The sequence below is a fragment of the Haloarcula sp. H-hyl2 genome (genome assembly GCF_056934385.1).
The window spans coordinates 541,193-554,428 of the sequence record NZ_JBRIIJ010000001.1; the positions used below are offsets into that span (position 1 = coordinate 541,193).

Annotated in this window: 17 protein-coding genes; 12 read left to right on the forward strand and 5 right to left on the reverse strand. The window is 67.4% G+C overall.

What is annotated here, in order from left to right:
* The first annotated feature begins 93 nt into the window (after positions 1-93).
* Positions 94-2,421: a DUF2298 domain-containing protein gene (locus Hhyl2_RS02815; protein WP_483549205.1), complete on the forward strand. Its 2,328-nt coding sequence runs from the start codon at positions 94-96 to the stop codon at positions 2,419-2,421.
* Between the two features lie 5 nt (positions 2,422-2,426).
* On the opposite strand, the gene Hhyl2_RS02820 is transcribed toward Hhyl2_RS02815, so the two are convergent.
* On the reverse strand, positions 2,427-2,699 hold the full coding sequence (locus tag Hhyl2_RS02820) for an HAH_0734 family protein (RefSeq protein ID WP_483549206.1): 273 nt from the start codon (positions 2,697-2,699) through the stop codon (positions 2,427-2,429).
* 329 nt (positions 2,700-3,028) lie between these two features.
* Here Hhyl2_RS02820 and Hhyl2_RS02825 point away from each other — a divergent pair, with 329 nt between their 5' ends.
* Genes Hhyl2_RS02825 through Hhyl2_RS02850 form a run of 6 tightly spaced genes read left to right on the forward strand, consistent with a single transcriptional unit; the run spans position 3,029 to position 5,879 of the window.
* Positions 3,029-3,313 (forward strand): 50S ribosomal protein L44e, encoded by a 285-nt coding sequence (locus Hhyl2_RS02825; RefSeq protein WP_483549207.1) that lies wholly within the window; start codon positions 3,029-3,031, stop codon positions 3,311-3,313.
* 2 nt (positions 3,314-3,315) lie between these two features.
* On the forward strand, positions 3,316-3,489 hold the full coding sequence (locus Hhyl2_RS02830; RefSeq protein WP_276180804.1) for a 30S ribosomal protein S27e: 174 nt from the start codon (positions 3,316-3,318) through the stop codon (positions 3,487-3,489).
* A gap of 1 nt (position 3,490) precedes the next feature.
* Positions 3,491-4,291, forward strand: a complete 801-nt coding sequence (locus Hhyl2_RS02835; protein WP_483549208.1) for a translation initiation factor IF-2 subunit alpha — start codon at positions 3,491-3,493, stop codon at positions 4,289-4,291.
* A 1-nt stretch (position 4,292) separates the two neighbouring features.
* Complete coding sequence (locus tag Hhyl2_RS02840) at positions 4,293-4,475, forward strand: RNA-protein complex protein Nop10 (protein ID WP_483549209.1); 183 nt, start codon at positions 4,293-4,295, stop codon at positions 4,473-4,475.
* A gap of 5 nt (positions 4,476-4,480) precedes the next feature.
* Positions 4,481-5,239 (forward strand): proteasome assembly chaperone family protein, encoded by a 759-nt coding sequence (locus tag Hhyl2_RS02845; RefSeq protein WP_483549210.1) that lies wholly within the window; start codon positions 4,481-4,483, stop codon positions 5,237-5,239.
* A 37-nt stretch (positions 5,240-5,276) separates the two neighbouring features.
* Positions 5,277-5,879 carry a J domain-containing protein gene (locus Hhyl2_RS02850; RefSeq protein ID WP_483549211.1) on the forward strand — a complete coding sequence of 201 codons (603 nt, stop codon included), beginning with the start codon at positions 5,277-5,279 and terminating at the stop codon, positions 5,877-5,879.
* Here the strand turns inward: Hhyl2_RS02850 and Hhyl2_RS02855 are convergent.
* On the reverse strand, positions 5,876-7,030 hold the full coding sequence (locus Hhyl2_RS02855; RefSeq protein WP_483549212.1) for a threonine synthase: 1,155 nt from the start codon (positions 7,028-7,030) through the stop codon (positions 5,876-5,878). The genes Hhyl2_RS02850 and Hhyl2_RS02855 overlap by 4 nt on opposite strands.
* Positions 7,031-7,112: 82 nt before the next feature.
* Here Hhyl2_RS02855 and Hhyl2_RS02860 point away from each other — a divergent pair, with 82 nt between their 5' ends.
* Positions 7,113-8,369, forward strand: a complete 1,257-nt coding sequence (locus Hhyl2_RS02860; protein WP_483549213.1) for an NAD(P)/FAD-dependent oxidoreductase — start codon at positions 7,113-7,115, stop codon at positions 8,367-8,369.
* Positions 8,370-8,430: 61 nt separating this feature from the next.
* Here the strand turns inward: Hhyl2_RS02860 and Hhyl2_RS02865 are convergent, their stop codons facing one another.
* Entirely contained in the window at positions 8,431-8,589 is a 159-nt protein-coding gene (locus tag Hhyl2_RS02865) for a hypothetical protein (protein WP_483549214.1), read from the reverse strand.
* A 37-nt stretch (positions 8,590-8,626) separates the two neighbouring features.
* Positions 8,627-9,319 (reverse strand): metallophosphoesterase, encoded by a 693-nt coding sequence (locus Hhyl2_RS02870; protein ID WP_483549215.1) that lies wholly within the window; start codon positions 9,317-9,319, stop codon positions 8,627-8,629.
* Positions 9,320-9,404: 85 nt separating this feature from the next.
* On the opposite strand from Hhyl2_RS02870, the gene Hhyl2_RS02875 reads away from it, so the two are divergent.
* The 3 genes from Hhyl2_RS02875 to Hhyl2_RS02885 all read left to right on the forward strand — a co-directional run bounded on the left by Hhyl2_RS02875 (position 9,405) and on the right by Hhyl2_RS02885 (position 11,599).
* On the forward strand, positions 9,405-10,175 hold the full coding sequence (locus Hhyl2_RS02875; protein WP_483549216.1) for a DUF7839 domain-containing protein: 771 nt from the start codon (positions 9,405-9,407) through the stop codon (positions 10,173-10,175).
* A gap of 49 nt (positions 10,176-10,224) precedes the next feature.
* Positions 10,225-10,386: a hypothetical protein gene (locus Hhyl2_RS02880; protein WP_483549217.1), complete on the forward strand. Its 162-nt coding sequence runs from the start codon at positions 10,225-10,227 to the stop codon at positions 10,384-10,386.
* Between the two features lie 91 nt (positions 10,387-10,477).
* Positions 10,478-11,599 (forward strand): pyridoxal phosphate-dependent aminotransferase, encoded by a 1,122-nt coding sequence (locus tag Hhyl2_RS02885; RefSeq protein WP_483549218.1) that lies wholly within the window; start codon positions 10,478-10,480, stop codon positions 11,597-11,599.
* Here the strand turns inward: Hhyl2_RS02885 and Hhyl2_RS02890 are convergent, their stop codons facing one another.
* Positions 11,600-12,637, reverse strand: a complete 1,038-nt coding sequence (locus tag Hhyl2_RS02890) for a DUF7504 family protein (RefSeq protein WP_483549219.1) — start codon at positions 12,635-12,637, stop codon at positions 11,600-11,602.
* A 254-nt stretch (positions 12,638-12,891) separates the two neighbouring features.
* Here Hhyl2_RS02890 and Hhyl2_RS02895 point away from each other — a divergent pair, with 254 nt between their 5' ends.
* A complete protein-coding gene (locus Hhyl2_RS02895) occupies positions 12,892-13,170 on the forward strand; it encodes an ArsR/SmtB family transcription factor (RefSeq protein ID WP_483549220.1) in 279 nt (92 codons plus the stop codon).
* Positions 13,171-13,236 lie beyond the last annotated feature (66 nt).

The following is a 13,236-nucleotide window of genomic DNA, read 5'->3' on the forward strand; positions in this document are numbered from 1 at the left end:
GCTACCTTGCACTGCGGGTGAGTAAAAACGGTTCGAAGCTCGCTTCGCCCGCGTGCAAAAGACGTATAGGCCAGCGTCGCGCCCACATCACTGATGGAATACGGGCTCGTCGTGCTGTGGCTCGCCCTGTATCTCCTCTTGCTCTACGCAGGGGCGACAGCCGCGGCCGTCCTCTTTCCACGGTTCGCCGACAAGGGTGTGGCGTTCGGCGTCCCCGTCGCGCTCGCGGTGTTGTGGCTCGTGACCTACGTCGTCGGGCGTGTCTCGCTGACGGCGGGCGTCTGGCTCGGGCTGGCTGTCCTGTTCGGTGTGACCATCCTCGCGACGAGACGGGGCGGAACGGTCGAGGGCAGGGCGTACGCAGAAGCAGCTGTCGTCTTCACGCTCGGGTTCTCGTTCGTCGTCTGGATCCGTGCGGTCGACCCTGCAATCGTCCCCATCGGTGGCGAGAAGTTCCTCGACTTCGGACTCTTGCAGTCGCTGTTGCGGGCAGAGACCATCCCGCCGGAGGACATGTGGTTCGCCGGGGAACCGGTCGCGTACTACTACGGGGGGCACCTCCTGGCAGCGATCCTGGCTCGGCTGACCGGGACGGCCGGCGAGTACGCCTACAACCTCGCGCTCGCCGGGTTCTACGCCACGCTGGTCACTGCCGCCTACGGGCTCGCCGGCGCGATCGCCGCCGACCGTGGCATCCCGCGACGGCTCGCAGCCGGCTTTGGCGCGTTCTTCGTCGGTATCGCCAGCAACCTCTCGACGCCGGCGCGGTTCCTGGTCTGGGCCCTGCCCGACGCCCTGTCGGCGCGCTTGCTTTCGGCGACGGGCTTCCAGTCCAGCGGCCTGGCTGCCGGCCCGCACTCGTTCAGCTACTGGGACGCCAGCCGGGTCATCGAGGACGATCCGGCGGACTTCGGGACCTACGAACCGGCTATCGCGCCCGTCATCGACGAGTTCCCGCTGTTCTCCTGGCTCAACGGGGACATGCACGCCCACATGATGAGCACGGGGTTCCTGCTGTTGGCGGCGGCGCTGTGTTTCAGTTACTACCAGACGCCCGCCGACGAGCGACGGCGCCGGTTGGCACTGCTGTTCGGGACGCTCCCGGCACTGGCCGGTCTCGTCGCGGTCACCAACACGTGGTCGTTCCCCTCGGTGGCAGGACTGACGATGCTGACCGTCGCTGTCGCGCCGGCCGACCCGACGACGCTGCTGCCCGAGCGCTCCGGTCGGCGGCTCAGAGTTGGCGGTGTGGGCCAGGAACTCGTCCGGATCGGGGCGGCACTGACGGTCGCCGGCATCGTGCTCGCACTGGGGCTGGTCTGGTCGCTGCCCTTCTGGCTCGGGCCGGCCAGCGGCCGTGAACTGGCGGTCCTGCCGGACCGGAGTTCCCTCGTGGAACTGATCGCGGTCCACGGCCCGTTCGTCCTCCCGTTCGGCCTGTACCTCTACGCCAGGGTCGAGGGTCGACTCGCCGATAGCCAGTCGCGACTGGCGATGGGTGCCGCTGCCGTCGCCGTCCTCGCGGGCGGGGCCGCGCTGGACGTCGCCGTCGTCGGGCTGGTCGGCCCGCTGCTCGTCGGTGCCTGGTTGCTGGCTCGCGGCCGACACCTCTCGGAGCGCGTCGACGCCATCGCCGCACTGGCCGACGGCGGGGACCGTCCCGTTGGCTTCGAGGCGGTCCTGATCATGGCCGGAGCAGGCCTCGTCATGCTCGTCGAGTTCGTCTTCGTCAAGGAGAACATCGGCAGGATGAACACCGTCTTCAAGACCTACATGCAGGTGTGGATCCTGTGGGCCGTCGCCGTCGGCCCGGTTCTGGGCTGGCTCGGCACCCGCTGGCGACCGTCGTGGCCGTCCTCGGAGCGGATGCGTGCGGGAATGGCGATGGCAATGCGCACGTTCGTCGCGCTGCTGGTCGTCTCGACGTCGCTGTACGGTGTCTTCGCGCTGTCGAACCACGCCGACAGGGCCGGCGATATGACGCTGAACGGCCGGGCGTACCTCGACGACGCACATCCCGAAGAGGCGGCGGCCATCCGCTGGCTCGACGACCGCGAGGGCCGGCCGACCATCGTGACCGCCGCGCCCGCCGGCTACCAGTGGGCGCCCAGCGACGGGAAGGGCGCGAGTGCGCCGGCGAGTCTGACCGGCCTGCCGACCGTCGCCGGATGGTACCACGAGGCCCAGTATCGGAACGACACGGTCTACCAGCAGCGGGTCAGCGACGTCGAGACGATCTACTCCGGCGGTGCGACCGACCAGCGCCGCCTGCTCTCGAAATACGATGTCACGTACGTCTACGTCGGGCCGGCCGAGCGCAACCGCTACGACGGAATCACGGTCGGCGAGCTATCGGGCGTGACGGTCGCGACAGAATCCGGCGGCGTGACGATCTATCGGGTCGACCAGAACGAGCTGTAGCGCCCTCAACTCTCGGCGCTGGGCGGGGCCTTCTCCCGGATGACGGTGACGGCCTCGGCGTCGACGTCCTCGGTGTCCAGGTGCATCGGGATGTACTCCTGTTTCTTGAACGTCTCCTCCTCGTGGGCTTTCCCGACGGTACACCACAGCTGGGGCCGGTCGGGACCGTGCCACTCGCCCTGTCGAGCGACCGCGAACACCTCGTACTCCTCGCCGTCGTACTCGATGCGGCCGCCCTTCCGGAAGCCTGCGTCCCCGTGGACGATGAGTTTCTTCATGCCTGGCCCTTGGCAAACGCCGTACTTAGTGACTTCGAAGGAGGCTACAGCTCTCCGCAGGCTCCGGGTGCAGGGCGGACCGGAGGGGCTTTACGTGGGGAACCGAGAGGAACACGTAGACGGCACGGTCTGACAGCACCTTTCAGCCCACGTGTCGAAACGTGGGTCACCGCTGACCGACCTACCCCGTCTCTCTACATTCCTGAGCGACTGCCCTGTGCAGCGTAGAGAGACATGATGGACCACGTGCGGGCTCGCGGTTGGGGTGGAAATCCGAACCGTCGGGGTTTTAAGCCGGCATATCGAAGCGACCTGTAAGGTCGATATCTATGGAGATGCCGCGACGCTTCAATACGTACTGCCCGCACTGTCACGCCCACCACGAGCACGAAGTCGAGAAGGTCCGCTCCGGTCGCTCGTCGGGGATGAAGAAGGTCAACGACCGCCAGCGCAAGCGGCGTGGGACCGGGATCGGGAACAAAGGTAAGTTCTCGAAGGTCCCCGGTGGAGACAAACCCACGAAGAAGACCGACCTCAAGTACATCTGTTCGGACTGTGGCAACGCCCACCTCCGCGAGGGATGGCGCGCCGGCCGACTGGAGTTCCAGGAGTAATCATGGCTGGAAGCTTCGTTACCGTCGCCTGTCCGGACTGCGAGAACGAACAGACCATCTTCGAGAAGGCGGCCTCCGAGGTCTCCTGTGCCGTCTGTGGCCACACGCTGGCCCACCCGACCGGTGGGAAGGCCGAGATCGAAGGTGAAGTGACCGCCGTCGTCGAGGCGCGATAGGATGAAGTACAGCGGCTGGCCCGAACCGAGCGAACTCGTCGTCGGCAAGGTCGACGAGATCGAGGACTTCGGCGTGTTCGTCGACCTCGAAGAGTACGAGGGCAAGCGTGGCCTCTGTCACATCTCCGAGGTCGCCAGCGGCTGGATCAAGAACGTCCGCGATCACGTCAACGAGGGCCAAACCGTCGTCGCCAAAGTACTGGACGTCGACGAGAGCGCCCAGCAGATCGACCTCTCGATCAAGGACGTCAACGACCACCAGCGCAAGGAGAAGATCCAGGAGTGGAAAAACGAGCAGAAGGCCGACAACTGGATGGAACTGGCCTTCGGCGAGGACATCGACGACGAGACCTACGGTGCCATCGCCAACGCCCTGCTCGCGGAGTTCGGCTCGCTGTACGACGGCTTCGAGGCCGCCGCCATCCACGGCGAGTCCACGCTGGAGGAGACCGACCTGGACGACGACGAGATCGAGGCCATCGTCGAGACCGCCCGCGAGAACGTTTCCGTCCCCTACGTCAACGTCACCGGCTACGTGGATCTGGAGTGTCCGGACCACGACGGTGTCGACATAATCAAGGAGGCGCTCAAGGCCGCCGAAGGGAACGGCGAGGTGCCCGACGAGATCGAACTCGAAGTCACTTACGTCGGTTCGCCGGAGTACCGCATCCAGGTACAGGCGCCCGACTACAAGACCGCCGAGGGCGCGCTCGAAGACAGCGCCGCCCGAGCCAGTACGGTCGTCGAGGATCACGGTGGGACCGCGACCTTCCACCGCGAGCGCCACGAAGACGACGAGTAGCGTGAAATCCGACATCCGCGTCTGTGGGGCCTGGGAGTCCGAACACGACCGGCCCGTGTACACGCTCGGAGACACCTGTCCCGAGTGTGGTGCCGACGCGGTCAACAGCGCCCCGGCGCCGTTCGATCCTGCGGACCCGTACGGCTCGTATCGACGTTCTCTTAAGCGCCGCCGCCGAGAATAGGCGGTATGGACGAATACGACGTCGAGACCGTCGCCGACCCCGACCTTGACGAGCCAGTACTCGTCGAGGGGCTGCCGGGCGTCGGACACGTGGGCAAACTCGCCGCTGAGCACCTGCTGGAGGAACTGGAGAGCGAGCTGGTTCGTCGGGTCTACTCGACGCATTTCCCGCCACAGGTCAGCGTCGACGAGGGGCGCGCCGAACTGGCCGCAGCGGAGTTCTACGCCGTCACGCCCGAGGACGGCCAGGACATGCTCGTCCTCTCGGGCAACCACCAGGCACAGGACACCCAGGGGCACTACGGCCTGACCGATACGTTCCTCGACGTCGCCGAGAGTTTCGGCGTCGAACACGTGTTCGCGCTCGGTGGCGTTCCCACGGGGGAACTCATCGAAGAGTACGACGTCCTCGGTGCGACCACGACCGACGAGTTCGCGGAGACGCTGACCGACGCCGGCGTCGAGTTCCGCGAGGACGAACCTGCCGGCGGTATCGTCGGCGTCTCGGGACTGCTCCTGGGACTGGGCAAGCGCCGTGACATCCCCGCAGCCTGTCTGATGGGCGAGACCTCGGGCTATCTGGTCGACCCCAAGAGCGCACAGGCAGTCCTGGAAGTGCTCCAGACGGTCGTGGGATTCGAGGTCGACTTCGGCTCCCTGGAGGAGCGTGCCGACGAGATGGAGGAGGTCGTCCGGAAGATCCAGGAGATGGAACAGCAGAACGCGCCGGCGCCCTCCGACGAGGACCTGCGCTACATCGGGTAGCGAGAATTTCTTTAGGGCTCACCCCCAACACGAGGCCGTGCAGGCCCAGGTGATCACGCTCCCGAACTGGTTCGTACTCGGCCTGATACTCGGCGCTATCGGGAGCGTCGTCGTCGCGGGCCTGTTCGTCGCGGCGAACCGGCTGTTCCCCGCCGAGCAGGAGGCCCGGCGGATGCGAGATGGTGGCGAGGAGCGACGCCGCACGGAACTGCGGGAGTACCTGCAGGCCATCGACGAGCAGTTCGCCGAGAACCACTTCGTCGAGGGGCAACACGTGGCCTTCTATCTGCCCAAACGCGACGTGGCTATCACGTTCGACGCCAGGGCCTACTACCGGATCGAACGCTCGCCGACGCACCCAGTACTCGTCGAACACGAGATGCCGGGCATCCATCTCGGCACCCGACTGCCCTTCGAGGTGCCGGAAGTGACACTCGAGCCCGATCCGGATCGGTCGGGTGATCCGGCATTACGGGCGTTCGAGGAACTCGGACTGGAGTACGGGGCCAGCACCCACGAGATCAAGTCGGCCTACCGCGAGCGGGTCAAGGAGGTCCACCCGGACCACGGCGGCGACGAGGACGAGTTCAAACGGGTCCGGGAGGCCTACACGATGGCCAAACAGCACGCGGCGGCCTAGATGCCCTGGCTCATCAGGTGACTCCGGAGCAGGTCGGCCTCCTTGCTGCCGGCGACGGGATTGACGAGCACGACCACGTCGTCGTCGGCGAAGGCGCCCCTGTCGGCCAGTTCGCGAGCGCCAGCGACCGCAGTCCCGCCGGTCGCACCCACCTCGGGACCGAGTTCACAGCCGTCGACGGCGCCCTGGAGGATGGCTTTGTCGTCGACGGTGGCCGCGCCGCCGCCGGAGGATTCGACGGCGCCGAGGGCGGCATTCCCGGCGGCAGGGTCGGGGACTTCCAGGGGACCGACGATGGTGTCGGGATGTTCGACGGGCACCGGGTCGGTCTCGTCGCCGATCCACGCGTCGGCGACGGGCGCACAGTCCTCGGGCTGGACGGCGTACAGTTCGGGTTCGTGGTCGACGAGGCCGGCCGCGGCGGCGCCGGCGAACCCGCGTTCCAGCCCGACGAGCGTCTCGCCGTGTCCGGTCGGGTGGACGACGGCGTCCGGCGCAGTCCACTCAAGGTCGGCCACCGTCTCGACGGCGACGGGTTTGGCGCCCTCGACGCGGAACGGGTGCCCCGGCGCGACGCTGTAGCGGTCGCCACTGCTCTCTTCGAAGGCCGCGACGGCGTCGTCGTAGCGGCCCTCGACGACGCGCATGTCGCCGCCGTGGACGTTGACCATCGCCTTGTTCAGGAACGGACACCGCGAGGGGACGTAGCCCTTCGAGTCGACGTCGGCACGGGCGGCGTAGGCGGCGGCAGCCTGTGCGGCGTTGCCCGTCGATGGCGTCGCTACGGCGTCGGCGCCCGATTGAACGGCAGCGGTCACGGCCGCCGAGAGCTTCCGATCGGCGAGCGAGCCGGTGGTGTTGCGGCCCTCGTCTTTGACGTAGGCGGCCGCGACGCCGAGTTCGTCCGCCAGATTCGGGACGGCGACCAGCGGGGTCCCGCCCTCGTCGATGCTGACGAGCGTCTCGGTGTCGAACGGGAGCAGCGCCGTCGACCGTGCGGTCCTGCCCGAGAGGGCCGCGGGCGTCAACTCGGATGCGTCGTAGTCGCCGACGAGGATGCCGCCACAGTCCGGGCACCGTGTCGCGTCGGTGTCGGCCGAGTGCCCGCACGCGGTACAGCTGAGGCCACGGAACGTCGCTGTCGTCTCCATGGTCGACACTGTGGCCGGGAGCCACAAATACTGTCGGTCACGGTCCAGCACGCTCTTGTCCGGCGGCCCACAATGGCCGCCAATGACAGACGTCGTCGTCGCCGGTGGCGGACTGGCTGGACTGGTCGCCGCGCGCCACCTCGCCGAGTCGGGACAGGACGTGACCGTCTTCGAGGACCGCGAGGCCGTCGGTGGACGGGTCAGAACTGCCCACGAGGGCGGGTACACGTTCGACCGAGGGTTCCAGGTGCTGTTCTCGGCGTATCCGGCCGTCCAGCGGGAACTCGACGTCGAGGCGCTCTCCCCGCGGCCGTTCACGCCCGGCGCGACAATCGCGCGTCCGAACCACCGCTCGGTGCTATCGGACCCGCTGCGGAAACCGACGGCGGCCGTCGAGACGCTGTTCAACCGGGACGTCGGGACCGCCGACAAACTCCGCCTGTTCACGCTCCAGCGGAAACTGGCTCGACGTGACACGGAGTCGATCCTGCAAGGCGGCGGGAAGACCATCGCGGACTACCTCGCCGACGAGGGGTTCTCACAGCAGTTCGTCGACCGCTTCGCCGCGCCGTTCTACGGCGGCATCACGCTGGACCGGTCGCTGGGCACGGACAGCCTCGTCTTCGAGTACACCTACAAGATGCTGAGCGAGGGCGAGATATTCGTCCCGGCCGAGGGGATGCAGGCGATGCCCGAACAGCTGGCCGACCGTGCGCGGGCGGCCGGCGCCACCATCGAGACCGACCGCTCGGTTGCGACGGTCTCCGGCGACGACGGCGAAGCCACCGTCGAGGTGGGCGGCGAGACGATCACCGCCGACGGTGCCGTCGTCGCGACCGACCCACAGACGGCGGCGGACCTGACCGGCGTACCGGGTATCTCGACGGACATCCTCGGCTGTGTCACCCAGTACTTCGCGCTACCGACGAACCGCGCACCGGACATGGGCAAACGGATCGTGCTGAACGCAGCGGACGACCGGCCCAACACGGTCGCGCCGATGTCCGCCGTCGCGCCGGAGTACGCGCCCGAGGGGATGGAACTGTACAGCGCGACGTTCCTCGGGTCGCCTGATGACGACGACACCGACCTCGCGGCCGCGGTCGGTGAGGCGCTGGGGTCGTGGTACCCGGCGGCGAGTTTCGACGACCTCGAACTGCTGCGGACCGACCGGGTTCCACTTGCTCAGTTCGCCCAGCCGCCGGGGTTCCGCACCGGTCTCCCGGACCCCGACGCGCCGGAGGGGCCGGTCGTTCTGGCCGGCGACTACACCCGCTGGTCCTCGATTCAGGGCGCACTGGAGAGCGGGCGGGTCGCGGCCGACCTGCTCACTGCGTGAGGTCGAAATCGTAGCTACCGCTCAGAAAATGGTTGTCGCCGTCGAGAACGCCGGCGGCGGTCTATACGACCGGACCGCCGCTATTCGTGTTTCCCTCGTGGTCGTGGCCCTCCTCGGAGGTCAGCACTTCCGAGACGTACTTGATCGTCGCGAAGTACAGTGCCAGCAGCGAGAGCAGCGTAATCCCGATGAGTGCCAGTGCAGCACCAGTCTGAACCATGTTCGGCTGTCCACCGCGATTCCTCAAATACCTACCGTTACAGCATTCGGCGGAACTCCCCCAGCGGCGGGAACGAGAGGGTCTCGCGGCGACCCTCGTCCCAGACGACCGGTTCCAGCCCGTCGGCGTCGGTCACGAGCGGCGACTGGAACTCCGCGGCGTGCATCTCGTTGACGACGACGCCGGCGTTGAGCGCGTTGAACGACGGGAGCATCACCACTTCGCTGCCGCGGTACTGCGCGGCCCCGACCAGATAGCAGGGCCGGCGCTGGCCCTCGATGACGATGGTCGGGTGGTCGTGGCCGACGACGTATCGGTCTGCTTCGACGCCCGGCTCCTCGTGGCCGTGACAGACGACCGTCTCGCCGATCCGGTAGGTCGACTCGGTGGGACCGTCCCAGACCTGGTCGAGCATCGTGTCGTGGTTCCCGGGGACGACGACGAGGCGGGCGCCAGCGTCCCGGCATGCGCGACGGAGGCCGACGACGGTGTCGTCGACAGTTCTCGGAACGGTCTGGAACGAGTGCAGCAGGTCCCCGGCGACCACCACCTCCTCGGGGTCGTGGCGCTCGACCAGCGACGTGAACCGGTCGACCATCTCCGTGTTCGACCCGACCGGCAGTTCCAGGGAGCCGCCGGTGCCCCGGCCGACGTGGAGGTCCGCGACGACGAGCGTCCCGTCGAGCACGAGCGCTCGGTCGTCGTACGTGATGGTGGCGGGTGCCGGCATACGGTCGGTCTCGGTGGCGGGGGCACAAAGCCGTGACGCACCCGCTGTCGGTGGGGTTTTAGGCACCGCCGTCCCTTGGACCGGTATGGTCGACGTCCTCGAGAACAAGCGAGCCGCCACCCGGTTTCGGGTCCTTGTCGCCATCGCACAGCGACAACCCGCGGTCAGTCAGGGAGAAGTCGCAGAGGCCGTCGGCGTCACGAGTCAGGCCGTCAGCGAGTACATCCGGGACCTGGTCAGCGACGGCCTCGTCGAGAAGGAGGGGCGCTCGCGCTACCGGGTCACCAAAGAGGGGGTCGACTGGGTGTTCCAGTCGGCGACGGACCTTCAGCGGTTCGTCGACCACGTCACCGGCGACGTCCTGGGCAGCGTCCAGGAGGACGCCGCCATCGCCGAGGCCGACGTGACGGAGGGCCAGACCGTCACGCTCTCGCTCTCGGAGGGGCTGTTGCACGCCCGGCCCGGCGACGACGGTGGCGCGACCGGCGTCACGACGACCGATGCCGACGCGGGCGACGTGGTCGGCGTCACGGGGTTCGAGGGTGTCATCGACCTCGATCCGGGCCACGTCAGCGTGATCCAGGTCCCGACGATCAGATCGGGGCGAGTGGAGGACCACGACGAACTCGCGGCTGCCTGTGCGGACGTCCCGCTCGTGACCGCTGCAGGCGTCGAGGCCGTCTCGGCGCTCCGGGAGGCCGGCGTCGAGCCCACGACGTACTTCGCACCGGGCGAGGTCGCCGCCGACGCCGCCTCTCGTGGACTGGACGCCGTCGTCGTCGCCACCCAGAACACCGTCGGGCGGGTCACCGACGCGCTCCGCGACGCCAACGTCGAGTACGACGTCACCCAGTGACCGGCGGCAGGCACCGACGTTTTTTACGCGCCCGGTCGTCGGTTCGGCCATGAGCGACGAGTCCACCGACACCGAGGCGGCAGTCGTCGAGTTCCTGGCGGCCGCGGACGCCGCCTACGAGGATTACGAGAAGGGGTACAGCGACGCCGACGCCACGCTCCGGCAACTGGAGAGCGCTATCGACGACCTTCGAACGTCGGTCGAGGAGTGAGCGCCGTTCCGGGAACGCGCTCGTCACTGCATCCCGCCTCGCCCACGCGGATTCGGGAAGAATTATCGGGCCGGCCCCCACTGGGTCGAGTATGACAGGGTTCTCCAGTCGTGTCGAAGCGGTCTCCATCTCCGGTATCCGCGAGGTATTCGAGGCAGCGGGCGAGGACGCAATCAACCTCGGGCTGGGCCAGCCTGACTTCCCCACGCCCGAGCACGCCCGCGAGGCGGCCGTCGACGCTATCCGCGCGGGGCAGGCCGACGCCTACACGTCCAACAAGGGTACCGAGGAACTGCGCGAGGCCATCGCGGCCAAGCACGCCCGGGACAACGACCTCGACGTCGACCCGGCCGACATCATCGCCACTTCAGGAGGGAGCGAGGCGCTCCATATCGCGCTGGAGGCCCACGTCGACGCCGGCGAGGAGGTCATCTTTCCCGACCCTGGGTTCGTCTCCTACGACGCGTTGACCCATCTGGCAGGCGGGACGCCGAACCCCGTCGGCCTGCGCGAGGACCTCACGTTGGACCCGGCGACCGTCGAGGACGCCATCACGGACGATACCGCGGCGTTCGTCGTCAACTCCCCGGCCAACCCCACCGGCGCGGTCCAGTCGCCCGAGGACATGCGCGCGTTCGCCCGCATCGCCGAGGAGCACGACGTCCTCTGTGTCTCCGACGAGGTGTACGAACACCAGGTCTTCGAGGGCGAGCACCGCTCGCCGGCGGAGTTCACCGACTCGGGTAACGTCGTCGTCGTCAACGCCTGCTCGAAGGCCTACTCGATGACCGGGTGGCGCCTGGGGTGGGTCACTGGCTCGACCGAGCGCATCGAGCGGATGCTCCGGGTCCACCAGTACGCCCAGGCGTGTGCCTCGGCACCGGCCCAGTACGCGGCCGAAGCGGCACTGACGGGGCCACAGGAACCGGTCGCCGAGATGCGCGAGGCCTTCGAACAGCGCCGAGACGTCCTGCTCGATGGGCTCGCGGAGATGGGGCTGGAGTGTCCGACGCCGAAGGGTGCCTTCTACGCCATGCCGAAAGTGCCCGAGGGCTGGGTCGACGAAGTCATCGATCGCGGTGTCGTCGTGGTTCCGGGCGACGCCTTCGGCGAACGCGGGGCCGGCTATGCGCGGATCTCCTACGCGACCGATATGGAGACACTCGAAGACGCCATCGAGGTCATGGCCGAGGCAACCGCGGCCGTCAAGTAGCTACCCGAGTTCCAGCGTCTCGATGTAGCGGACGAACGACTCCAGTGCGGGGTTGCCGTGGTAGTGGACCACCTTCGCGTCGCTGTCGTACTCGAGAATTCCCAGCTCGGACAGTTTCGGGAGGTGGGTGTGGGTCAGCGATACCATCACCGACTCCCGTGACTCGGGAGCCTCACGCACCGGGATCGACCGCTCGCGGACGACCACCTGGTCGACGATATCGTCCAGCGGGATCTCTTCGTCCGTCCGGTCCTTGAGGTGATAGAGCAGTGTCCGGCGCCTCGGGACCGAGATGAGGTTCAGCGCCTGGTCGAACGAGTAGGGGATGGGAATCGTCTCCGGGCGGTCGGGGTCCCACTTCCCGACACCGCCCGGCGGCGCACCGGACTCCCTGAACGTCGGCGCGTCGTCTGGCCGGTCGGCCCCGAGGACGGTCCAGCCGGTCTCGCAGTCGTACTCCAGGACGCTGTCGTACAGCGGTCGGAACAGTTCGACCGTCTCCTCGCTGTGGGCCGTCGGGTCCATGTGGTGGTGGGCGACGGTATCCGTGCGCTCGCAGACGTCGTTGAGCGCGTTCACCACGGAGATGACGTCGTCGCGCGCGAACGGGCGCAACAACCCGGTCACCGAGTGGAAACAGAGTGCCGACGACTCCGGTGTCTCGTCCCACCTGCCCAGTATCTGTGCAGTGGCCGCCACGAGATCGACGAGTTCCGCGTCCGACGCGAGCACTTCCAGATCGATCTCGGGAAACGCGTCGGTGCCGGCGGCCTGTGACCCCTTCGACCGATCTCCGCTGGCGTCGATCATGGCCGCCCGTCGGGGTCGGCTGTCGTCGAGGCGTTGTTGCCACACCGAGAGGCGCTCGTCCGGTGTCGCATCGACAGTGACGCTGAGCACGTTCGAGTTCTCCGGTACGTCTACCGTGAGCAGGTCGATACAGGCCGCGTCGTCCCCGTCTTCGCCGGTCGGGACTAACAGCAGGACCGTCGTCGGGTCCGCCAGCAAGGTGCTCACCCCAGCGTCGGCCTCGTTCATTCGACGGCACGTATGCTGTCGCCAGGTAAAAATGTATCACCAGGTAAACTGTCCACCAGGGTCATGGATGGGGCCCGAATTTGGAACAGTCTCGGAAGAGAGTTCGAACAACGGTTATGACGGTGGCGTGGTTCCGACTAGCCGAATCAGGTGTGTCGCACGTACACGAGACGGGCATCGGACGCGGAGACGGGGCGACCGGAGAGAGACAGCGTTATAATCGAGGCACGAGGAAAACGTGTCAAGACAGTGCGATGGAGAAGGCGCTCTGGTACCTGTTGACGGCGACGCGCGGCGGAGCCAACCGGGCGCGCATCATCGACGCTCTTTCTGACCGACCGATGAACGCAAACGAACTGGCCGACGAACTCGACGTGGGGTACAAGACGATCCGCCACCACATGGAGCAACTCGAAGAACACGACGTCGTCGAGTCGGGCGACGAGGACTACGCGAAACTGTACTTCCTCACCGACCGGTTCGACAAGTACCGTGACACCTTCGAAGAGATCGTCGAGCAGATGGACACATGAACGGGCGTACGACACACCGACACCGGACTGGATGGACGGGACAGGCCGACGACCCGGGGGTGGGCC